This window comes from Streptomyces sp. NBC_01717, from assembly GCF_036248255.1.
Lineage (GTDB): Bacteria > Actinomycetota > Actinomycetes > Streptomycetales > Streptomycetaceae > Streptomyces.
In genome coordinates this window covers 955,563-977,336 of the sequence record NZ_CP109178.1, presented here as the reverse complement: position 1 = coordinate 977,336, position 21,774 = coordinate 955,563, and the positions used below count along the sequence as shown (strand labels likewise).

Below are 21,774 nucleotides of genomic sequence, written 5' to 3'. Positions count from 1 at the left end.
AGCAGATGGATCTCCGACAGCGACGGGCGCCACTCGGCCGGCAGCACGCCAGGATCCGGCGACCCGATGGCGCGGAGGAGGACCAGGCTGCCGCGCGCAGCATCCTCAGAAGACTACGGCGCCGGCCCGACCCGCTGGGTGCCGTCACAGCTCCACGCGCGCTCCTTGGAGAGGTGGATCGACTCCGCGGGTCGACGCCAGGCCGGTCACCGACAGGATCGCCGTCACTGTCTCTTCAACCGTCTGAGCAGCGTTGTCGATCCAGGTTCCGTCATGCCCGAGTTCGGAGCGCATCGCCGTATCCAGGGGCGACCAGTCCGTGGTCAAGACCTTCTCCCGCGCCTGGTTGCGCTGCCACGCGACCGCCGGGCCGGGAGCCAGAATGATGACATGGAGCGGTACGGCCGCCAGCGTCGCGCGATAGAAGTCGAGGTGGGCACGGCGGACCACGACGTCGTCGAGCACCGGGATGAAGCTCGCCCGCGCGAAGCTGTCCGCCAGAAGGCACGCGTTACGAGCCCGCAGGAGGATCTGCCGGTCGGCTTCCGCGTTTTCGGTCGGAGAGGGCCATTGCCCACCGCTGACGATCATCTGCTGGAGTGCGTCCACCTCGATATGTGCCGACATCCGGAGCCGGCCTGCCAGCGCTTCGGCGACTGTGGACTTCCCGCTACCGGGAATGCCGGTCAGCAGGACAGCGCCGGCGGCCGACTCGCGGTCGATGGATACCGGATTCAAGCTCATAAGAGTTCTCCATGCACAGCGACAAAGGCCCTGAGAATACGCGCTGCCCCATGATCTGCCGTGTCGACGACCACTCGGTCCAGGAGTGAGACGAAAAGCCGGGCCCTCGATGGGCCACGTTGAACCTCGGGCGCCTGCGCGAAGCCACTGTCAGGAGATGGGCGATGCGGGGATCCTGGCGTTCGTCACCTGTCAGGGGAGGATGGAGTCGACGTATCCACCGTCCGCGCGCACCGCCCCGCCGGTCGTCGCGGAGGCGAGGTCCGAGCTGAGATATACGGCCATGTTTGCAATCTCTTCCGGCTCGATCAGTCTCTGCAGGAGTGACTGCGGCCGGTGCTTGACCATGAACTCCCGCTGCGCTTCGTCCCAGGGAAGACCGGGGTCGACGAGTTGGTACACAAAATCCTCGACGCCACGGGTGTGAGTCGGCCCGGCGATGATCGAATTGACGGTGACTCCGGTACCGGCGGCGTCCTTGGCGAAACCCCGCGTGACAGCGAGCAGAGCCGTCTTCGACACGCCGTAGTGGATCATCTCCACCGGGGTGACCACGGCCGAATCGCTTGCGACGTTCAGGACACGCCCCCAGGAGCGGTCCTTCATGGCGGGGAGATAGGCACGGATCATCCGGACTGCGGAAAGAACGTTCACGTCGAAGTACTGACGCCACGCCTCGTCGCTGATCTCCAGGGCAGGGGTCGCCCCGAAGATGCCCAGATTGTTGACAAGGACGGCGACGTCCGGGGCTGCGTCGGTGACCTGCCGGGCGCCGTCCTCGGTGGTGACGTCTCCGGGCGCGGCGATGAAGGAGTCGCAGTCCGTCTCCTGCCGCAGTTTCTCGATGGCATCGTCCACGGACTGCGGGCGGCGTCCGTTGACGGCTACGCGGGCGCCGGCCTGGGCCAGCCCCGCGGCAATGGCAAAACCGATACCTTGCGTGGATCCGGTGACGAGCGCGGTCTTGCCGGTGAGATCGATGAGCACGGTTCCTCCTGGGACACGTGATTGGTGCGACACGGCCCGTCGCCGCCGGTCGGTGCGACGGTGTTCGGATGCCGACAGCAGCCGACGAGCGTGCGACGGGCGAACCCGTCCGCCCGGCTTTGAGGGCGTCGCCCATCGGCCTTCACGTTTCCGCTAATTGAAGCTGTCGGGGTCGGGACCGGTTCGGGTGCCGTTGTCGAGGGCGGCGATGGCCTGGGCGTCGGCGTCGGTGAGTTCGAAGTCGAAGACGTCAAGGTTCTCGCGAATGCGCTCGGGCGTGACGGACTTGGGGATGACGACATTGCCGAGCTGCAGGTGCCAACGGAGGATGACCTGCGCGGGGGTCATGCCGTGGCGCTCGGCGATGGTCGTGATCGCCCGATCCTTGAGCAGGGCTCCCTTGGCGAGCGGGCTCCATGCCTCGGTGACGATGCGGTGCTGGGCGTGGAAGGCGCGCAGCTCGCTCTGCTGGAGTCGAGGGTGCAACTCGATCTGGTTGACGGCGGGGACGCTGTCGCTGTGCTCCATCAGGCGCCGCAGGTGAGCGGGCTGGAAGTTGGACACGCCGATGGCGCGTGTCCGCCCCTCGGCGTGGATCTTCTCGAGGGCGTGCCAGGTGTCGAGGTACTTGTCCCGTGCCGGGGTGGGCCAGTGGATGAGGTAGAGATCCAGGTACTCCAGGCCGAGCCTGTTCAGCGAGGCATCGAAGGCAGCCAGGGCATTGTCGTAGCCCTGGTCCTCGTTCCACAGCTTGGTGGTGACGAACAGGTCCTCGCGCGGGATGCCGGAGGACGCCAGAGCCCGGCCGACGCCGGTCTCATTGCCGTAGACCGCTGCAGTGTCGATGCTGCGGTAGCCGCAGTCGAGGGCGGTGGTGACGGCGTCGGCGGTTTCCTCGTCCGGAATCTGGAAGACGCCGAAGCCGAGCTGCGGCATCACAACACCGTTGTTGAGAGTGACGTTCGGAGTGGGAATGCTCATGGCGCCGATCCTTCCGCGTCGAGGATCGGCAACGACGGCATGGCGCGTACAGGGGATCGGGAAAGACCCTGAAGGGTGACGGGAAGCCTCCCTCAAGGGCCACCCGCAGGACCCGTCGACCGGTCCCCGTGGCGGCCCGGCGGACCCGATCGCCTGATGGAGAGCGGTGTGTCGGCCCGTCGGCGGGCCGACACACCCCAGGGCCCTCAAGGTGGGGTGAGGACATCGTCGGATCGCGGGGAGTTGGACCGAGATGAGTGTCGAGCGGGTGGGAATCGTCGTCCATCAGGGCCGCCCCGAGGCTGTTGTCGCGGCGCGCGTCGTACGCGATTGGTGTGCGGGTGAAGGCATTCCGTGCACGGACATCGACGTGTGGCGCGACGACGAACGTCGGCGCGGCGGGCGGGAGGAGGCCGATGTCGCAGGCAACCCTGATCTCATTGTGACGCTCGGAGGCGACGGGACGTTTCTGCGAGGCGCCAGGATCGCTGCCAAGACCGATGGCGCCGTTCTGGGGATCGATCTGGGCCGGGTCGGCTTTTTGACCGAGGTGCCGGCCGAGGATGTCGTCCGGGCGCTCGACGCCGTCCACCGCGGAAGGGCGGCGGTCGAGGAGCGCATGCTGCTGACGATGAGGGCCTCTCGCGTCCTCGAGGTGCCCAAGGACATCGACGCTCTGATGGGCTACGGACGGCGCCCGATGCTGCCGCCACCTCAGGTCGACCAGGAAGCGGAGGCCGGGGCGGAGGGCTGGGGCGTGGCGTTGGATGTCACCGCTCTCAACGACGTCGTCGTGGAGAAGCTGGCGCGTGACCGGCAGGTGAGTCTCGGCGTCTATGTCGGCGGCCGGCTGCTCGCCTCGTACTCGGCCGATGCCGTCATCATTGCCACCCCCACCGGGTCGACCGCCTACAGCTTCGCCGCAGGTGGTCCGGTGGTCTCACCCCGGATGGATGCCGTCATCTTCACACCCGTCGCGCCGCACATGACCTTCGACCGCACGGTGGTCGTGGCGTCGGACGAACCGATCGCGGTCCGGGTGCTGCCCCATTCGGGACAGGGCGCTGTGACGATCGACGGCCATCTGCGTGGTGTGTTGGACGCCGGGGACTGGCTCGGGGTGTACGCGGCACCGCGTCGGCTGCGGGTCGTCAGACTCGGTCCGCACGACTTCTACGGGCGGCTGCGCACACGTCTTCGCCTCACGGATGCTCCGGCCACGGCCGCCTACGGGGAGAGCGCACCGCTCTTCCGTCCTGACGGTCCGGTTCCGCGCGACCTGGTCCATCTCCATCTGTCCGTGGCGGACAGGGACGCGGCGGGCGGTGGTTGAGGCAGGCCGGGGGACAGCCGTCGGGCGAACCCCGGTGACGCAGGTGGTGAGGCGCCGGTGGCAGCCGGATGCTTTTCGGCCTCCGCGGGGACCCTGTCCTGTACCGCTGCGCAACGCTGCCGGGACAGCCGCTGCACCAAGGCCGGCTTGCGGCCCGTCGGGATCCCGCACGCTGACACATGCGGTCCCGACGGGCCCGGATCGGCTCATGGCTGACGGATCTTCACCCGGGCGCGCCGAACAGCGGCATGGCGTCAGGGCTTGGGCGTGGCCCCGGGTTCACCTGCTTCCGCGCGGGTTCGCCCGCTCGCGCCGTCGCACTCGAGGTCCCCGAGGCCGATCGAGTCCGCCATTGCCTGCATGCCCTTGTCGTTGGGATGCAGATGGTCCCCTCCGTCGAACGTCGGCAGCAGCCGCTGCGGGTTGTACGGGCTGCGCAGGACCTTGTCGAAGTCCGCCACCGCGTCCACCGCGCCGCTGGTGCGGATCCACTCGTTCACCTCCATGCGTACCGCATCCCCTTGCGGATCCCACTCCGACCAGCCCTGGTACGGGAGGACGGTGGCGCCGACGACGCACTTCCCCGCCGCGTGCGCCCGGTCGATGATCCGGCGGTAGCCCGCCGTCAGCGCGGCCGCCGTGACACCGCTGTGGGCCTTGACGTCATTGATGCCCTCGAACAGGACCACCGTGCGTACCCCGGGCAGCGAGAGCACGTCGCGGTCGAGACGTGTGAGCGCGCTCTGCCCGGCGCCGTCCGCCAGGACCTTGTTCCCGGATATCCCGGCGTTGGCCACACCCTGCACCGTGGAGCCCGGTGCCCCTTGCAGCCTGCGCGCCAGGAAGTCCGGCCAGCGCAGGTTCTTGTCGGTGGTGGACTGCCATCCGTCCGTGATGGAGTCGCCGAGGGTGACCACTGCGCCGGTGTCGGGGCCGGTGTCCACGCTGACCGCGTCGAGGTAGAACCACGACCCGACCTGTTCCGTGTACGCGTCGTCCCGTTCCTCGGCCGTGTGGTCGCCGGCGGTCGCGTACGACGTCTGGAGAGCCATCCCGTGCCCGGTGGCGGGACCGCCCGCCGTCCGTACGTACAGGCTGATCGCGAGATCGCTGCCGGCCTCGGTCCTCCCGGGCAGCGGATCGCTGTAGCGGATCTCGCCCGGCGCCAGGGTCACGGACGACGCCCGGTCGAAGCGCAGCTTCCTGTTGGAGCCTGCGATCAACCGGGCACCACTCCTGCGCAGCCCGGCGTATGCGCTGCCGATGACCAGTGGCCGGTCGCCGAACGCGTTGGACACCCGGATGCGCATTCCGCTGCCGCCCGCGCTGGTCCGGACGACCAGACGGTAGCTGCGGTCGGACGGGGCGTCGCCCAGCCGGTCCGCACTGGCCGCCCAGGTGACCACCGACCGGTCGGGCACGGGAGTTGCCGCGGCGGCGGAGGGGGCGGCGTGGGCGGGGATGAGAGTTGTGGCGGCGAGGGCCACGACCGCGATCAGGACGCGGTGCGCTGCGCCTCTCATCGGAAGTTCCGCAGCGTGACGGATTCCCCGGAGCGGAGGTCGACGTCGTGCGAGATGCCGCCTGCCGTCACCGTCGTCCTGCGCCCGCCGACGCTGCGGACGGTGGCCTCGCGGACCTTGCCGTCGCGCCAGCTCAGGTCGACGACGAAACCGCTGCGCGCCCCGATGCCGGTGACCGAACCGGCGCGCGCCCAGGCGGCGGGCAGCGCGGGGAGCAGTTCGATGTGTCCGGGGCGCGAGTAGAGCAGCATCTCGATCATGGCGGCGGGAGTACCGAAGTTGGACTCGATCTGAAAGATCCCGCGGCCCTTCCCGGTCTCGTAGATGTCGAACAGGTTCATCGCGCTGCCGTTGCTGCCGTCGACGGACGGCCGCAGATTGGTGATCACCAGCTGATACGCGTTCTCCGCGTGCTTCAGTCGGGCCCAGCACAGGGACCGCCAGGCGTTCGCCCAGCCGAAGTTCTCCATCCCCCGCGCGGTGAGGAGTTCGGTCGCGCCCTTCACCAGCGCCGCGGGCGACGCGTCGGGGCGGATACGGTCGCCCGGGAACAGGCCCACCAGCGGGGAGAGATGGCGGTGAGTGGTCTCGCCTAGGTTGTCCGGGGACATCCATTCCTGGAGCCAGCCGGTCTTCGGGCTGACCTCGGGCATGTACAGCCGCTCCTGGAGCCCGGCGACGGTCTTGCTGTACGCGGCGTTCCTGCCGAGCAGCGCACTGGCCTCGCGGTAGTGCGCGAAGAGATCCCGCACCAGTTCCTGGGCGTAGGTGATGCCCTTCGCGTCCTGGGGGCCGTGCTCCGGCGACCAGTCCTTGTCGGCGACGAGGACCTCACGTTCCTTGCCGGTGTCCGCGTCGGTGACCGTCACGGTCAGCAGCCGGGTCTCCCAGAACTCGCAGGCGCCTTGGAGGAGCGGGTAGATCTTCGCGAGATGCTGCCGGTCCTGGGTGTACTCGTAGTGCTCCCACAGGGTGTTGCAGAGCCAGGCATTGCCCGACGGATGCCACCACCAGCCCAGGCCGCCGTAGATGTTCGTGGAGTACGCCACGGTCCAGCCGGCGATTTTGCCCGAGGAGTTGCGGAACCGGTTGCGCGGATCGTTGAACAGGCTCTGGGTGAGTTCCGTCCAGACCGGGAGCTGGGAGAGGCAGTAGTCGGTGAACGCGTCGAAGTTGCGGGAGAGCGCTGTGCGGTCGGCCATCCAGTAGTTCATCTGGATGTTGATGTCGGTGTGGTAATCACCCATCCAGTCCGGGTCGTTGCCGTCCAGCCAAGGGCCCTGGAGGGCGACCGGAAGGCTGCCCCGAGAGCTGCTGATCATCAGATAGCGACCGAACTGGAGGTACAGCGCTTCGAACTCCGGGTCGGGCTCGGCCTGCTGGGTCCGTGCCTTCAGCCGCTCCCAGGTGTCGAGCGCCCGCTGCTCGGCCGTGGAAGGGCCCAGCGAGATCTGCATACCGTCGAACTGGTCGCGATAGTCGGCCACATGGGTGTGCAGCAGGGTGGTGGGTGAATGACGCACGGCGGTTCGCACCTTGGTCCTGGCGAGTGCGGCCGGGTCGAGGTCCGGATCCCGGTAGCCCGCCTGCGCGTCGGCGGAGTAGTTCGTACCACCACTGATCACGACCGTCAGATCCGCGCACCGGGTGAAGACGATCTTCGAGCCCTGGGTGGTGACCGATCCGCTCATGCTGTGCGCGGTGACCGCGGCGCCGTAACGGAGCCCGTTGGTGAACCGGGCGCCGAAGGAAAGGCTGTCGTGCGCGCCGTCCGCCGACGTCGTTTCGTCGTGCGTGCCGTCGAGCGAGACGGTGCCGGTGTAGTGACCGCCGCCGCGTTGGGAGAACTGCACGACGATCACGTCGTCCGGCTGACTTGCGAAGACGCGGCGTTCGAAGGACACGCCCGCGCGGATGTAGCTGGATGTGACCAGGCCCTGGGCGAGATCGAGCTCGCGGCGGTAGCTGTTGACCGTGCCGAGATCGTGCTCCGGGATATCGACCGTCACATGAGCAAGCTGGGTGAGGCTGCCGAAATCGGTCCGCCCGTAGGGGAGTTGCCCGTCCTGATCCAGTACGTCATTGATCCCACCGGTCCACATGGTGGCGTCGGAGACGAAGAGCAGTTCGTGCGAGGGGTCGTTGCCGACGAGAGCGCCGAGCCGGCCGTTGCCGACCGGCAGCGCCCGCTCCAGCATCGTGTTCTCGCCGGCCGGTGCGCGGTACCACATCCGCGTCGTCGAACCTTGGCCCTCGGCGAGCATCGGGGATGTGGTGGGGCGCTTCGGCGGGGCGGTGGCGGCGAAGGCAGGGAGGCCGCCGAGAGCGGTGAACGATCCGACGGCGGCGGCGAGCGAGAGCACGCGACGGCGGCTGGTGCTGGGCTGCGCAGGGGTGTGCGGATGCTGGTCGTTCACGGGACTACTCCATTCCTGCGGACATGGTGGAGGGCGCGGTACGGCGTCGAGGGATCGGGGCGGGAGTGCGGGCAGGGGCAGCACGGGACGGGGGCGCGCCGATCACGACGCGCCCCCGGATGCGGTCGTGCGACGGGGCTACCGGAGCGGAACGTCGATCTTGTCGATGTCGGGCGAGTACCCCGTACCGCTGTCGAAGGTGACGGTGTTGCTGCCCGCCTTCAGCGTGACCGGCACACTGATCGTGTCGGCGGCTCCCCAGCCCCCGGTGGACGGGAAGGCCGTCGCGACGGGCGCCTTTCCGTTCGCGGACACGCCTATCGACCGCGGATCCCCCGACGTGTAGGCGACGTTGATCAGGTAGCGGCCGGCCTGCTTGACGACGACGTGCGTGAACTGGAGCGTGCCGCCCAGATACAGGTTGCCGACCTTCTTCGCGCCCGAGCACTCGGCGCAGTCGGCGACCGACGCGGAACCGGTCAGGACGTTGTCCGGGGACTCCGCCTCGTACGCCGTCGTCTTCAGTGCGGGTCCCTGCGGCGTGACGGTGAACAGACGCGAGCCGTGGGCCGGCAGGGCCTGGGTGATGCCGTCCTTGTACCGGCCGAGGCTCTCGCTGTTCCACACGTCACGTACGGACGCCTGGCCCGTGAAGCCGAGGGCCGACCAGTCGGCGGTCACCGGGGAGGCGGAGTCACCCTGGTTGAACAGGGCGACGGTGTAGCTGCCGTCGGGGTTCTCGGAAGCCCAGACCTGCTCGTCACCGACCGAGGTGACGGGCTTGGCGGGCTTCCCCGGCTGCTGGTTGATCTTCAGCACGTCGCGGTTGGTCATCAGCGACAGGCCGTAGTCGTCGATCCGGGTGAGGTCGTCCCCGCTGAACAGCGGCGACTTGGCGATCGCCCACAGCGTCATGTAGCTCTGCCGTTCGGCCTTGGTCAGGCCGCTCATGGCGGCGTTGCCGACATTGATCGAGTCGAGGTCGTTCCAGCCGCCGGGGCCGGCGTACCGCGTCCACCCCGGGGTGTCACGCCACCGGTCCTCGACGGAGTTCTCCCACGACACCAGCGTGTTGCAGTAGCACTCGACATCCGTGTCGACGCGCCATCCGTTGGACGTGGCCTTCCAGTCCTTGGCGTAGTTGATGTCGAGCGACCAGGAGATCTCCAGATGGATGGGCCGTCCGGTGCTCTTGATGGCCTTCTGCCAGGCCGCGACGTCCGCCCGGTTGTCGTAGTTGTCGCCGCTCTTGAAGGACCCGGGACCCACACCGTCGAGCTTGAGGAAGTCGTAGCCCCAGTCGGCGATGAGCTGCGCCTGCGAGTCGACGTACTTCTGGGCGCACGGCTTCGAGAAGTCGATCTTGTACGAGCTGTCCCAGCCGTTGGTCGTCCGCAGATCGCTGTAGACGATGTCACCGGTGGTGCAGTTGTCGGTGTTCCAGATGGGCAGCTTGCCCTCGCCGTAACCCTCTTTCTCCAGACCGACGGGCAGATAGATGCCGGCCTTGAGACCCTTGCCATGGATGCGGTCGGCGACCGCCTTCATCCCGCTCGGGAAACGTTCCTTGTCGGCCTTCTGGCGACCGTACGCGTCGAACTCCGGCGTCCAGTCCCAGCCGCGCCACCAGCCGGCGTCGATGTTGATGTACTCGTAGCCGTACTTCTTGAGCTTGGAGGCCAGGGCGTCCGTCTGCTTGTTGACGTTGGCTTCGGTGAGATAGCTGTAGTTGCCGTTGGGATTGATTCCCGGGTACGAGGTGGTCTGGAGACTCCAGCTGCTCCAGCCCATGTAGGGCTTCTGGGCTACGCCGTCCTCACCGGTGCCGGCTGCGTCGGCCACCGCGGTGGTGGCGACGGGGGAGGTGGCGGGGGCCTCGGACGGGGCAGCCTGCGCCGTCGGCACGGCGACTGCCAGGCCGGCGGTGACGGCGAGTACCAGCGCGGAGCGCAGGGCTCTGGCGGCGGGGCGGGTGGGTGACCGCATGAGAGGGGACCTCATTGCTTTCTCGGCGAAGGGATTCGGCAGTGGTGCGGTGTTCCGGTTGCGTGCAGGGCTGCGCAGCGCGGGACAGGGTTCGCTACTTGCCCGAACCGAGGGTGAGTCCGCTGATGAACTGGCGCTGGAGCGCGAAGTACACGAGCAGCGTCGGGATCGCGGTCATCAGTGCGCCGGCCGCGATGAGGTTGGGATTGGTGAAGTACTGGCCCTGGAGGTTGGCGAGTGCCGAGGTGATCGGGCGTTTGTCGCCGGTCTCGATCAGGGCGAGCGACCAGAAGAAGTCGTTGTAGATCCAGATCGATTCGAGGGTGGCGAGCGCCGCGAACGCGGGACGGCACAGCGGCAGCACGATCTGGAAGAACTGGCGCCACACCGGGGCGCCGTCCACCAGCGCCGCCTCCGTGATCTCCTTCGGGATCGTCCGCATGTAGTTGCTGAGGACGAAGGTGCAGAAGCCGCACTGGTAGGCGATGTGGATGACGATGATGCCCCACACCGAGTTGTAGAGCAGGAACGAGTCGCTCATCCAGCCGGGCAGCGGGATCAGCAGGTAGAGCCGGTACAGCGGGGTGATCAGCACCTGGGCGGGGAGCAGGTTGCCTGCGGTGAAGAGCATCAGCAGGACGACGTTCCAGCGGAAGTCGAACCGGGAGACGAAGAAGGCCACCGCGGCGGAGAAGAGCAGCGTGCCGAGGACCGCCGGAACGGTGATCAGGACGGAGTTCCAGAAGAAGTGCGGCATCCCCGACTGGCGCCAGGCGGTGCCGAAGTTCTCGAAGCCGAGACTGTGCGGCAGGGAGAGGTAGCCGTGCCTGCTGGTGTCCGAATAGGGCCGCAGCGAGGTGTACACCGCCCACAGCAGCGGGACGAGCCACAGGAAGGCGATCCCGCCGAGCAGCACATGCCGTCCGGTCTGTCGCCTCGGGCGCGAAGAACCCGCGTCCGGGAGCGGTGCACGGCGGCTGCGCGGGCCGGCGGCCGGCGGTGTGACGGTCGACGTCACTGGTCCTCCTTGCGGAAGGTCTGGGCAAGGAAGGTCCCGATGGCGAGCAGCGAGACGATGAGCAGGACGACCGCGAGTGCGGAGCCGTAACCGATGTGGCTGGACTCACCGATGATGTTGTCGGTGATCAGGAGCGACAGGAGCTCCATGCCGGGCTTGCTGCCGACACCACCGCCGAGCACGTACACGATGTCGAACGCCCGCAGCGACTCCATGACGGTGACGACGAGAATGATGATGTTGACCGGCTTGAGTGCCGGGAAGACCACCCTCAGGAACGTCTGGCGTCCGTTAGCGCCGTCGAGCGAGGCCGCTTCCTTCAGCGCGGGGTCGAAGCCCTTCAGACCGGCCAGATAGAGGATCATGATGTAGCCGGTGTGCCGCCAGGCCGAGGCGATGAGGACGGCCCACAGATTGAGGTCCGGATCGCCCAGCCAGTCGATGTGGTGGCCGGGTGCCGCCCCGTTCAGGACGCCGTTGAGAAGTCCGTTGTCGGGGTTGTAGATGATCTCCCAGATGAAGCCGACCACGGCGAGCGAGAGCACCATGGGCAGGAAGATCGCAGTCTGGTAGAAGCGGGTGAACCTGATCTTCCGGTCGAGCTGGTATGCGAGGAAGATGCCGAACGGGGTGGGCAGCAGCGCCGTGAACAGCAGCCAGATGACGTTGTGCTGCACCGCGGGCCAGAACGGCGGGTAATTGGTGAAGATCTCCTGGTAGTTGTCCAGGCCGACCCAGCGGATGTCGCTCGGTTCGATGCCGTCCCAGCTGGTGAAGGACAGTCCTACGGAGGCCAGGGCCGGCAGCCAGACGAAGACCAGCAGGGCGAGCAGCGGAACGCCGACGATGACCGTGAGGAAGAGGCGGTCACCGCGGCCGAGCCGCAGCGGCCGGGGGCGGGCACGCGGCGCGTCGGGGCGCGCCGGGGCGGGCGCCCGGGGAGGGGCGGCGGGAGGCGCCGAGCGTACGGAGGACATGGTGAACCTTCCAGGTCCGGATCAGGCCGTGAAGAAGCGCGAGCGCTGGGACTCGATCTTCTTCAGCAGGGCCGAGCCGTCGTCGGGGTGGCCCAGCCACTGAGCCAGACCCGGCAGTACGACGGTGGAGACGAAGCCCGGGTCGCTGTCGCGGTCGCCGAACTGCGTGATGTGCTTCGCCGAGGCGATGAGTTCCGCCGACTTCTTCTGCAGGGCGTTGTACGAACCGGTGTCCGCAGCGGAGTGGACGGCGACATTGCTCGGGTCGGCCCCCATGTACAGGTTCTCCGCCTGGGCGCTGCCGAGGAACTCGAGGAGGCGGGCTGCGCCCTTCTCGTTCTTCGGCTTGCGGCTGAGCATGAACCCGTCGGTGGGTGCCTCGACCGTGTCCTGGCCGTGGGCTGCGTCGATCTCCGGGAAGGCGAAGAAGTCGATGTCCGCGCGCAGCTTCTCGTCGGTGATCTGCTGTCCCAGGAACAGCCCGATGACCGCCATGCCGGACTTCTTGTCGAGCAGTGACTGAGCGGCGTCCTGCCATGAGCGGCCGCCCGCGCCCTGCTGGTAGTAGGGGCTGAGCTCACGCCACAGGTCCAGGGTCCGGCTCGTGCGGCGGTCGGTCCAGGAGACCTCACCCCGCATGAGCGACATGTGGAAGTCGTATCCGTTGGCCCGCAGATTCAGATAGTCGAAGGCGCCGAGGATGGACCAGCTGTCGCCCCCGCCGTATCCGGAGGCGATCGGCGACAGGCCGTCCTTCTTCATCTGCTTGGCCAGAGCGGTGAATTCGCTCCAGGTGCGGGGCGGTTCGTACCCGCGCTCCTTGAACACGCTCTTGCGATAGAAGACGGCCCACGGGTAGTTGTACAGCGGGACGAAGTAGTACTTGCCGTCCTCGCCCTTGGAGAGCTGCTTCGCGGCGTCGCTGAAGCCGGAACCTATGGTGTCCCAGACGTCGTCGAGCGGTCGGGCGAGCCCCTTCTTGGCGAAGTACTGCATGCGGTAGCCCGCGAACCAGGTGAAGACGTCGTCCGGAGTGCCCTGGAGATAGGTGGAGATGCTCTTCTGGAACGTGTCGTGGTCGACGGTGTTCGTCTTGACCTTGAGACCGCTGTCCTTGGTGAAGGCACTCGTCACCGCCGCGTAGGCGGACTTGGGTGTGGCATCTGCTCCGTTGGACCCGAAGGTCACCGTCTTCGGGTCGGCCGACGGACCACCGCCGCAGGCCGTCAGCAGTGGCGCGGCCAGTGCGGCGGCGCCGACTCCGAGCGTGCCCCGGACCACCGTGCGGCGGCTGGGATCGGTGACGGGCGACAAGATGCGGCTCTGCATCGTCATTACTGCTCCTCATACGTGTTCTGTACCGATGAAGGACTGGATCGCGGTCGCCGCGGCCCCGCGCGCCCACTCCTCGAAGGGCAGCGGACGTGTCATCACGTCGCACTGGGCGGCGGTACCGAAGGCGGCGGCGGCGAAGGTGTCGCGGATCTGCTCGGCGAACAGGTCGTACGCCGCCAGGCCCTCGCCCGAGATGATCACCCGCTGGGGTCCGAGGACATTGACGACGGCCCCGATGGCCCGTCCGATGGCCTCCCCGGCCCGTGCGTAGACCTCCCGGGCCCCGGGATCGCCACGGTGCGCGAGTTCGAGGGCCTGCGCGGAGTCGGTGACGGACAGTCCGGTCACCTCGCCGACCCGGCGGACGATCGCCGCGTCACCGGCGATGGCTTCCACACACCCGGTGTTGCCGCAGTGGCACGGAGGTCCCTGCGGGTCGATGGACAGATGCCCGATCTCGCCGGCCACCCCGTGCGCACCGGAGACCACCCTGCCGTGCACCACAAGACCGCAGCCGATGCCCGCACCGACGGTCACCAGCGCGAAGTCCGGCACTCCCACCCCGGCCCCGAACCACTGCTCGGCAACCGTCAGGGCCCGGACGTCGTTGTCGACCGTGACGGGCAGACCCGTCACGGCCTGCGCCAGCTCGGCGAGCGGTACGTCGCGCCAGTCAAGGAACGGTGAGTAGCGGACCACCCCGGCGGCGCGGTCCACATCTCCGGACACCGCGAGACCCATGCCGCTCACCCGGACCCCGAAACCGTCGGCCTCCGTGAGGAGTTCCTGCACGAGGGCGGCGGTCGAGGAGAGCACGGCGCCGGGATCACGGGTGGTGATCCGGACGTGCCGGGCGACCCGGATGCGGCAGCACAGGTCGGTGAGGACCGCGATGATCTCGTCCCCGGTGACCTTGACCCCGATGAACAGCGCGCGGCCGCCGTCCACCCGTACGAGGTTGGCGGGCCGCCCGAGAGACGGCGGTGCCTCCTCGTCCACGCCCTCGACGAGATAACCGGCCGCCATCAGGGGCCGTACGGCCTTGGTGACCGCGGCCGGTGACAGGTCGGTCCGCCGGCCGATCTCGGCCCGGGTGAGCGGGCCGTGGGACAGCGTGGTGGTGAAGACCAGAGAAGCGGCCGGCGTCGGAACCGGGACTGCCTCGGTACGGGGCGGCGAGTGCATGGCCGAAACGTAGAGGGTGTTCTTTTCTGCTGTCAATAAAAGAACCAGGCTCTTTAGAAATCTCAACTCAGTGTGGAAGAAGCATGCAAATCCCATACTGTCCAGAGGGGTTGACAGCTGATCAAAGGAGCAGTTGGCTGCCGACTGCCTTCGTGGCGCAACCTGAACGTGAGGATCAATGCCTGTGATCGCCTTCGCCTCCGACACCGGGGTCTGGCTGCTCTCCACCCCGCGCACCTCGTACGCGCTACGGATCGATGCGACGGGAGCGCCCTGCCACCTTGCGTGGGGACCCGCGCTGACGCTCGAGGAGGTCCAGGAGTTCGTCACCGAGCCGGCCCCCCCGGCCAGCAGCTTCGAGGGACGGCCGTCCGTCGGTGACGAACTTCCGGTCGACGGCGGACCGCGGTACGGACCCCCTTCGCTGCAGGTGCGCTTCGCCGACGGCACCCGCGCCTTCGAATGGCAGGCCACCGGGCACCGCGTCCACGAGCCGGCGCCGGGCTCGACCGAGCTGGTCCTGGACTTCCGCGACCGCCTCCACCCCCTCCGGGTGGCACTCCACTACCGGGTGCACGACGACAGCGACGTCATCGAACGCTGGACCGTGCTGCGCAACGACGGCGACGCCCCCGTCGTGCTCCAGCGCGCGGACTCCGCCGCCTGGACCCTGCCGCTGCGGGACGACTACCGGCTGAGCCACGTCACCGGCCAGTGGTCGGCCGAGACTCAACTCCGCAGGGAAACGCTGCCGTTCGGCGAAACAGTCCTCACCAGCAGACGAGGTATCACCAGTCACCACGCGAACCCCTGGGTGATGCTCGACGCGGGCGACGCGACCGAGAACCACGGTCAGGTGTGGAGCGCGGCGCTGGCCTGGAGCGGCAGCTGGCGCATCACCGTGCAGCGCACCCCCGACGGGCGTGCGGGCTTCACCGCCGGCGCGGGCCACGAGGGCCCGTCCCTCCCGCTCGGCCCCGGTCAGGAATACACCACCCCGGTCCACGCCGGGCTCTACTGCGAGGGCGGCTTCGGTGCGGCGAGCCGGGCCTGGCACGCGTACACCCTCGCCCACGTACTGCCGCACCCCCAGGAGATCCGGCCGGTCCTCTACAACTCCTGGGAGGCGACCGGGTTCGACGTCGACGAAGCGGGTCAGAAGGCGCTGGCCGCCCGGGCGGCGGCGCTCGGCGTGGAGCTCTACGTCATGGACGACGGATGGTTCGGGGCACGCCGCAGCGAAGAGGCCGGACTCGGTGACTGGACACCGACCCCGGACCGTTTTCCTGGAGGGCTGACGCCCCTGGCCGAGGAGGTGCACCGGCTCGGCATGCGCTTCGGCCTCTGGGTGGAGCCGGAGATGGTCAGCCCGGACAGCGACCTCTACCGCAAGCACCCGGACTGGGTGCTTCACTTCCCCCACCGCACCCGTACCGAGCTGCGCAACCAGCTGGTCCTCAACTTCGCCCGTCACGACGTCGCCGAGTGGGCGTACGGATGGCTCACCCGGCTGGTCGGCGACCACGGCATCGACTTCCTGAAGTGGGACATGAACCGCGCGATCAGCGAAGCCGGCTGGCCGGACCGGGCGGACGGGGCCGACGAGGTGTGGACGACATACGTCCACCACCTCTACGACGTCGTCGACCGGCTCCGCGCCGATCATCCCCACCTACGCATCGAGGCGTGCTCCGGTGGCGGAGGGCGGGTGGACCTGGGCATTCTGGCCCGCACCGACCAGGCCTGGCCCTCGGACAACACCGACGCCGCGGACCGCGTCGCCATCCAGCACGGATACAGCCAGCTCTACCCGGCACGGACCATGGCCGCCTGGGTGACCGATGTGCCCAACCAGCTCACCGGCCGCTCTGTCCCTCTGCGCTTCCGCTTCCATGTGGCGATGGCCGGAGCCCTGGGCATCGGCGGCGACCTCTCCCGCTGGTCCGACGCCGAACTGGCCGAGGGTGCCGGCCTGGTCGCCGAGTACAAGGGGGTACGTCACCTCGTGCAGCACGGCACACAGCACCGGCTGCGAGCCCCGGTCGACGACGGACCGGCCGCGACGCAGTACCTCGCCGCCGACGGCAGCGAGACACTCCTGCTCGTCTGGCAGCGGGCATCACCACATGGCAGGCCGTCACGTCCGCTCCGGCTGGCCGGCCTCGATCCCGCCGCCCGCTACCGCGATGCCCGCACCGGCACGGTCCACTCCGCGACCGTGCTCCGGGAGTACGGGATGCAGCCCGAGCTGCCGCCCGGCGACTGGGCGAGCGCGGCGGTACACCTGATCCGGGTTCCCTGACCGCTCAGCGGCGGGGGAGGGGGCAGGCCGGTGACCGCCCATGCGGCTCCTGCATCGGTCGACCGAACCCGTCGCAGATGTCACCCCGCAACGATGCGCGGGGCCTGCCTCATGCCGAGGGCGCCGTCGTCATCAGGATCAGGGGGACGCCCTGGCAGGGGCGCAGTTGCAGCCCGCCGTGTTCGGCGCCGTCGGCCGATCCCGCCAGTACCGCCGCGAAGTCCGGGCCCTTGGTGAGCGATCCGACCAGGTGGTGGGGGTCGGTGGAGGCGGCGACCCGGCCGCGCGCGTTGACCAGGCGGGCGGGTCCCGGCAGGCGTTGGAGCAGGGGCATGACGACCGCTTCGAAGCGCCGCAGGTAGACGTCTGCGGCGGCCACTCCCACGAAGCGTCCCTCGATCGTCACCGGCGAGGAGAGGGTGAGGCTGTACTCGTCGGAGCAGAGGTAGTCGACGTACGGTCCCGCGACCGCCCGCTGTCCGGTGTCGCGCGGCAGGGTGAACCAGTCCCAGTGGGTGTAGTCGGAGTACGCCGAGTGCTCCGGGTCCAGGTCGAGCAACAGCGGATGCACGGCGCCGTCCACGGTGGTCTGCCACCACTCGAGCCACGCCGGTACGTCGTCGAGCAGTCCTGGCGCCGCCACGAAGCCGATCCCCGAGACGAGGTCGTACCGGGCGAGACAGCCGTGCAGGCCGGGACGGAGCGCGGCCAGATCGGCCGAGACCGGCCGACGGCCGTCCGCTACGACCGAGGCGAGCACCGCCTCCGTGTCCGTGGCGGTCCTGCCCACAGCGTCGAAGACTCCTTCGAGCGCGTCTCGGACACGGGCGGCGGCGTCGGCGACCGCCGGCTCGTCAAGTACCGTCGCTCCGGCGCTTGCGAGACGGGGACTGCTGCCCATCGGGGCCCTCCTTCGGACGGGGACCGCGCGCACTGTCGGCCGAGCCGAGGCGGAGTTCGATCAGGCGCGCCATGGAGGCCTGCACGCATTGTTCGGCCAGGGCCCTGGCACGGTCGTCCGCCCCATCATGCACGGCTGAGATTACGGCGTGGTGACGGTCCGCTGTGTCCTTGAGGTGCCCGTCCTCGCAGAGCACGAGGCGCAGAAGTGCCCCCACTTCGGTCTGGAGAGTGACCTCTTCCCTGGTCAGCCGGGCGGACTGGGCGGCGGCGGCCAGCTCGACATGGAAGCGCCCGAAGATGCGGCTGCGCGCCCCCGAGTCATTTGCTTCCACCAACTCTCCCAGAGATCTCTGCAGTTGCTGCAGATCCTCGGGTTCGGTGCGCTGGGCCGCGAGCCGTGCGGCGGCACCCGAGACGGCTGCCCAGTGGTCGGCGAGATCGCGGAGTTCCTCGGTGCTCCAGTCGGAGAGGCGGGCAAGGAGCCGGTCCTCCGCGGGACCGTCGGGCACGGTGACGAAGCTGCCTCCGCCACGGCCCCTGCGGGTGGTGACCAGGCCCCTTTGCCGCAGTGCCATCAGGGCTTCCCGCAGGGTCACGGTGGAGACGCCGAGCTGGGCGGCGAGATCGGACTCGCCGGGCAGTTGCTCGCCGTCGGCGAGCAGTCCGAGTTCGATGGCGTCACCGAGCCGCCGTACGACGGCATCCACGCGGGCCAGGGTGTCGACGGGCGTGAAGACGACTCTGCGGGCGCCGGGTCTGTCTCGATTCACGAACACCACCTTGCCAGTTGACCAGGCTTTTACCTTAGCGGGGCCTTGAAATTAGAACTATGACTTCATATGTTTACGGCCAACTCCCGACAGCACCAGAAAGGTTCCCCCCATGGAGGGAATGGCCATCCGGTTGCAGAACCTGTGTAAGTCCTTCGGCCGGACAGAGGCTGTGTCCGGAGTCGACCTGGAGATCGCGGACGGCGAGTTCTTCTCCATGCTGGGGCCGTCCGGCTCAGGCAAGACCACAGTGCTCCGGATGATCGCCGGCTTCGAGGCTCCCACCAGCGGAACCATCGAGCTCGCAGGCTCCGACGTCACCCGTCTGGCACCCTTCGAACGCGACGTGCACACCGTCTTCCAGGACTACGCGCTCTTCCCGCACATGACCCTGGAGCAGAACGTCGCCTACAGCCTCAAGGTCCGCAAGGTGCCGAAGGCCGAGCGTCTGAAGCAGGCCAGGGAGGCTCTGGCGAGCGTACGTCTCGCGGACTTCGGGACGCGTCGCCCGTCCCAGCTCTCCGGAGGCCAGCGCCAGCGCGTGGCGCTGGCCCGCGCACTGGTCGGCCGTCCGAAGGTGCTGCTGCTCGACGAGCCGCTGGGCGCCCTTGACCTCAAGCTGCGTGAGCAGATGCAGGTCGAGCTCAAGGCGATCCAGCGCGAGGTCGGCATCACCTTCGTCTTCGTCACGCACGACCAGGAGGAAGCGCTGACGATGAGCGACCGGATCGCGGTCTTCAACCAGGGCCGCGTCGAACAGATCGGGACCCCGGCCCAGATATACGAACGTCCCGCCACCCCGTTCGTCGCGGGCTTCGTCGGTACGTCGAACCTGCTGACCGACGACGCCGCGGAGCAGGTCGTGGGTGACCGTGGAACGTACAGCATCCGGCCCGAGAAGATCCGCGTGCTCAAGGAGTCCGCCGTCGCCGACGAGCCGCAGCACTCCAGTGCCACCGGCACCGTGGCGGAGGTCGTCTACCTGGGGGACGCCACCCGCTTCCTGGTGGACCTCGACGCAGGCGGCCGGCTCACCGCCCTCCAGCAAAACCTGGAGACCTCCTCCGAGGACGTCGCCGCCTTCCGTGGCTCCCGGGTCACGCTCCAGTGGCACCGACGGCACAACTTCCAGGTCCCCGAGGCCCGGTGAGCGCACACACCCGCACGACCCGTCCCCGCCCCTTCCCTCCCGTGGAGAACCCTGTGCGTCTGAACCGAACGTCCCGAGCAGCGGCCGCCCTCGGCGCCCTGCTCCTCGCCACCGCCTGCGGTTCCTCGAACACCGCTGCCACGTCGCCCGGCGGCAGCGACTTCACCCCGCCCAAGCTTACCGCGCAGAAGACCCTCGGCAAGACGGAGGGCCAGGTGAACCTGATCGCGTGGGCCGGATACGCCGAGGACGGCTCCAACGACCCGAAGGTCGACTGGGTCACCGATTTCGAGAAGCAGACCGGCTGTCAGGTCAACACCAAGACCGCGGGCACCTCCGACGAGATGGTCAGCCTGATGAAGACCGGTCAGTACGACGCGGTCTCCGCCTCCGGCGACGCGGCGCTGCGACTGATCGCCTCCGGCGACGCCGCGCCCGTCAACACCGAGTTGGTGCCCAACTACAAGGACGTCTTCGCCGGGCTGAAGGACCAGCAGTGGAACTCGGTCAAGGGTGTCTCGTACGGCATCCCGCACGGCCGCGGCGCCAACTTGCTGATGTACAACACGAAGAAGGTCTCCCCGGCACCCGACTCCTGGTCCGCGGTCTTCGACAAGTCCTCGTCGTACAAGGGGAAGGTCACGGCGTACGACTCGCCGATCTACATCGCGGACGCCGCCCTGTACCTGATGAAGACCGAACCGTCCCTCGGCATCAAGGACCCGTACGCCCTGGACCAGAAGCAGTTCGACGCCGCCGTCGACCTGCTCAAGGATCAGAACGCCAACGTCGGTGAGTACTGGAGCGACTACCTGAAGGAGGTCTCCGCCTTCAAGAGCGGCGATTCGGTGGTCGGCACCAGCTGGCAGGTGATCCTGAACACCGCCCAGGCCGAGAAGGTCCCGGTCGAGGCCGTCCTCCCCAAGGAAGGCGCCACCGGCTGGTCCGACACCTGGATGATCTCCGCCAAGGCCAAGCACCCCAACTGCGCCTACAACTGGATGAATTGGATCATCTCGCCGAAGGTGAACGCCCAGGTCGCCGAGTACTTCGGTGAGGCCCCGTCCAACGCGAAGGCCTGCACACTGACCACGGACAAGAACCACTGCACCACCTACCACGCTGCCGACGAGTCGTACTGGAAGGACGTCCACTTCTGGACCACGCCCATCGCGCAGTGCGTGGACGGACGTACGGACACCAAGTGCGTGCCGTACGCCAAGTGGGTCCAGGCCTGGACCGAGATCAAGGGCTGAGGGACACCTGTCCATGACCACCACCGCGCCTGCCGCCGGATCCGTCCGGCGGCTCGCCGGGACCCTGCACCGCCGCCCCCGGCTGCAGCTGTCCCTGCTGCTCTCCGCGCCGCTGGCCTGGCTCGCCCTGGCCTACCTCGGCTCGCTCACCGTGCTGTTCCTCTCCGCGTTCTGGACCACGGACTCCTTCACCTCCAACGTGGTGAAGATCTGGAACACGGACAACTTCACTGCGCTGTTCACCACCGGCGTCTACCGTCAGGTCGCCCTGCGCAGCATCGGCGTGGCCCTCGCGGTCACCGCGCTGTGTGTACTGATCGCCTTCCCGATCGCCTTCTACACCGCCCGCATCGCGAACCCCAAGCGGCGGCCGCTCCTCGTCGTGGCGATCCTCACTCCGCTGTGGGCCAGCTACCTGGTCAAGGCGTATGCCTGGCGGCTCATCCTCGCCCAGGGCGGTCTGCTCGACTGGGCGCTGAAGCCACTGGGACTCGAAGGGCCCGGCTACGGGCTGACCGCGACCGTCCTGGTGCTGACCTACTTGTGGCTGCCGTACATGATCCTGCCGATCCACGCCGGACTCGAGCAGCTCCCGGACAGCCTCCTGGACGCGTCCGCCGACCTCGGCGCCCGCACCGGCCGGACCTTCCGCTCCGTGGTGCTGCCGATGATTCTTCCGTCCATCGCGGCCGGCTCGGTCTTCACCTTCTCGCTCAGTCTGGGCGACTACATCGCCGTACAGATCGTCGGCGGAAAGACGCAGCTCATCGGCAACCTCATCTACTCCAACATCACCCTGGACCTGCCGCTGGCCGCCGCACTCGGCACCGTGCCCGTCGTGATCATCGTGCTCTATCTGCTCGCGGTGCGCCGTACCGGAGCCCTCAGCAGCCTCTGACCCCTCTCC

Annotated in this window: 17 protein-coding genes; 5 read left to right on the top strand and 12 right to left on the bottom strand. The window is 68.3% G+C overall.

From position 1 onward, the window contains the following. Nucleotides 1–144: 144 nt before the first annotated feature. The 3 genes from OHB49_RS04695 to OHB49_RS04685 form a co-directional block, all read right to left on the bottom strand. Nucleotides 145–744, bottom strand: a complete 600-nt coding sequence (locus tag OHB49_RS04695) for an AAA family ATPase (RefSeq protein ID WP_329158153.1) — start codon at nt 742–744, stop codon at nt 145–147. A 192-nt stretch (nt 745–936) separates the two neighbouring features. Further along, nucleotides 937–1,731, bottom strand: coding sequence for an SDR family NAD(P)-dependent oxidoreductase (locus OHB49_RS04690; RefSeq protein ID WP_329158152.1), 795 nt, complete (start codon nt 1,729–1,731; stop codon nt 937–939). A 153-nt stretch (nt 1,732–1,884) separates the two neighbouring features. Beyond that, a complete protein-coding gene (locus OHB49_RS04685; protein ID WP_329158151.1) occupies nt 1,885–2,712 on the bottom strand; it encodes an aldo/keto reductase in 828 nt (275 codons plus the stop codon). 253 nt (nt 2,713–2,965) lie between these two features. On the opposite strand from OHB49_RS04685, the gene OHB49_RS04680 reads away from it, so the two are divergent. Next, the gene (locus OHB49_RS04680) at nt 2,966–4,045 is read left to right on the top strand and encodes an NAD(+)/NADH kinase (RefSeq protein WP_329158150.1); all 1,080 of its coding nucleotides are present in this window, start codon (nt 2,966–2,968) and stop codon (nt 4,043–4,045) included. A gap of 254 nt (nt 4,046–4,299) precedes the next feature. Here the strand turns inward: OHB49_RS04680 and OHB49_RS04675 are convergent, their stop codons facing one another. From OHB49_RS04675 to OHB49_RS04645, 7 genes are all read right to left on the bottom strand, one after another. Further along, nucleotides 4,300–5,568: an SGNH/GDSL hydrolase family protein gene (locus OHB49_RS04675; RefSeq protein ID WP_329158148.1), complete on the bottom strand. Its 1,269-nt coding sequence runs from the start codon at nt 5,566–5,568 to the stop codon at nt 4,300–4,302. Beyond that, a complete protein-coding gene (locus tag OHB49_RS04670; protein WP_329158146.1) occupies nt 5,565–7,985 on the bottom strand; it encodes a glycosyl hydrolase family 95 catalytic domain-containing protein in 2,421 nt (806 codons plus the stop codon). Before OHB49_RS04670 ends, OHB49_RS04675 begins: the two co-directional genes overlap by 4 nt. Before the next feature lie 138 nt (nt 7,986–8,123). Continuing rightward, a complete protein-coding gene (locus OHB49_RS04665) occupies nt 8,124–9,971 on the bottom strand; it encodes an alpha-galactosidase D (protein ID WP_329158144.1) in 1,848 nt (615 codons plus the stop codon). Nucleotides 9,972–10,065: 94 nt separating this feature from the next. Continuing rightward, nucleotides 10,066–10,989 (bottom strand): carbohydrate ABC transporter permease, encoded by a 924-nt coding sequence (locus OHB49_RS04660; RefSeq protein WP_329158143.1) that lies wholly within the window; start codon nt 10,987–10,989, stop codon nt 10,066–10,068. Further along, nucleotides 10,986–11,966: a carbohydrate ABC transporter permease gene (locus OHB49_RS04655; protein ID WP_329158141.1), complete on the bottom strand. Its 981-nt coding sequence runs from the start codon at nt 11,964–11,966 to the stop codon at nt 10,986–10,988. The genes OHB49_RS04660 and OHB49_RS04655 overlap by 4 nt, the downstream gene beginning before the upstream one ends. Before the next feature lie 21 nt (nt 11,967–11,987). Then, the gene (locus OHB49_RS04650; RefSeq protein WP_030980033.1) at nt 11,988–13,301 is read right to left on the bottom strand and encodes an ABC transporter substrate-binding protein; all 1,314 of its coding nucleotides are present in this window, start codon (nt 13,299–13,301) and stop codon (nt 11,988–11,990) included. 9 nt (nt 13,302–13,310) lie between these two features. Next, entirely contained in the window at nt 13,311–14,486 is a 1,176-nt protein-coding gene (locus OHB49_RS04645; RefSeq protein WP_329158139.1) for an ROK family transcriptional regulator, read from the bottom strand. Nucleotides 14,487–14,664: 178 nt separating this feature from the next. Here OHB49_RS04645 and OHB49_RS04640 point away from each other — a divergent pair, with 178 nt between their 5' ends. Next, the gene (locus OHB49_RS04640) at nt 14,665–16,788 is read left to right on the top strand and encodes an alpha-galactosidase (protein WP_329158136.1); all 2,124 of its coding nucleotides are present in this window, start codon (nt 14,665–14,667) and stop codon (nt 16,786–16,788) included. A gap of 109 nt (nt 16,789–16,897) precedes the next feature. Here the strand turns inward: OHB49_RS04640 and OHB49_RS04635 are convergent, their stop codons facing one another. Beyond that, the gene (locus OHB49_RS04635) at nt 16,898–17,689 is read right to left on the bottom strand and encodes a PDC sensor domain-containing protein (protein WP_329158134.1); all 792 of its coding nucleotides are present in this window, start codon (nt 17,687–17,689) and stop codon (nt 16,898–16,900) included. Then, nucleotides 17,643–18,461: a FadR/GntR family transcriptional regulator gene (locus OHB49_RS04630; RefSeq protein WP_329158132.1), complete on the bottom strand. Its 819-nt coding sequence runs from the start codon at nt 18,459–18,461 to the stop codon at nt 17,643–17,645. The genes OHB49_RS04635 and OHB49_RS04630 overlap by 47 nt, the downstream gene beginning before the upstream one ends. A gap of 112 nt (nt 18,462–18,573) precedes the next feature. Between OHB49_RS04630 and OHB49_RS04625 the strand changes: the two genes are divergently transcribed. From OHB49_RS04625 to OHB49_RS04615, 3 genes are read left to right on the top strand one after another with little or no spacing between them, the layout of a single operon-like run. Next, nucleotides 18,574–19,611 carry an ABC transporter ATP-binding protein gene (locus OHB49_RS04625; protein WP_329158131.1) on the top strand — a complete coding sequence of 346 codons (1,038 nt, stop codon included), beginning with the start codon at nt 18,574–18,576 and terminating at the stop codon, nt 19,609–19,611. A gap of 53 nt (nt 19,612–19,664) precedes the next feature. Continuing rightward, nucleotides 19,665–20,867: an ABC transporter substrate-binding protein gene (locus OHB49_RS04620; protein WP_030980027.1), complete on the top strand. Its 1,203-nt coding sequence runs from the start codon at nt 19,665–19,667 to the stop codon at nt 20,865–20,867. Nucleotides 20,868–20,880: 13 nt separating this feature from the next. Continuing rightward, a complete protein-coding gene (locus tag OHB49_RS04615) occupies nt 20,881–21,765 on the top strand; it encodes an ABC transporter permease (RefSeq protein ID WP_329158127.1) in 885 nt (294 codons plus the stop codon). Nucleotides 21,766–21,774 lie beyond the last annotated feature (9 nt).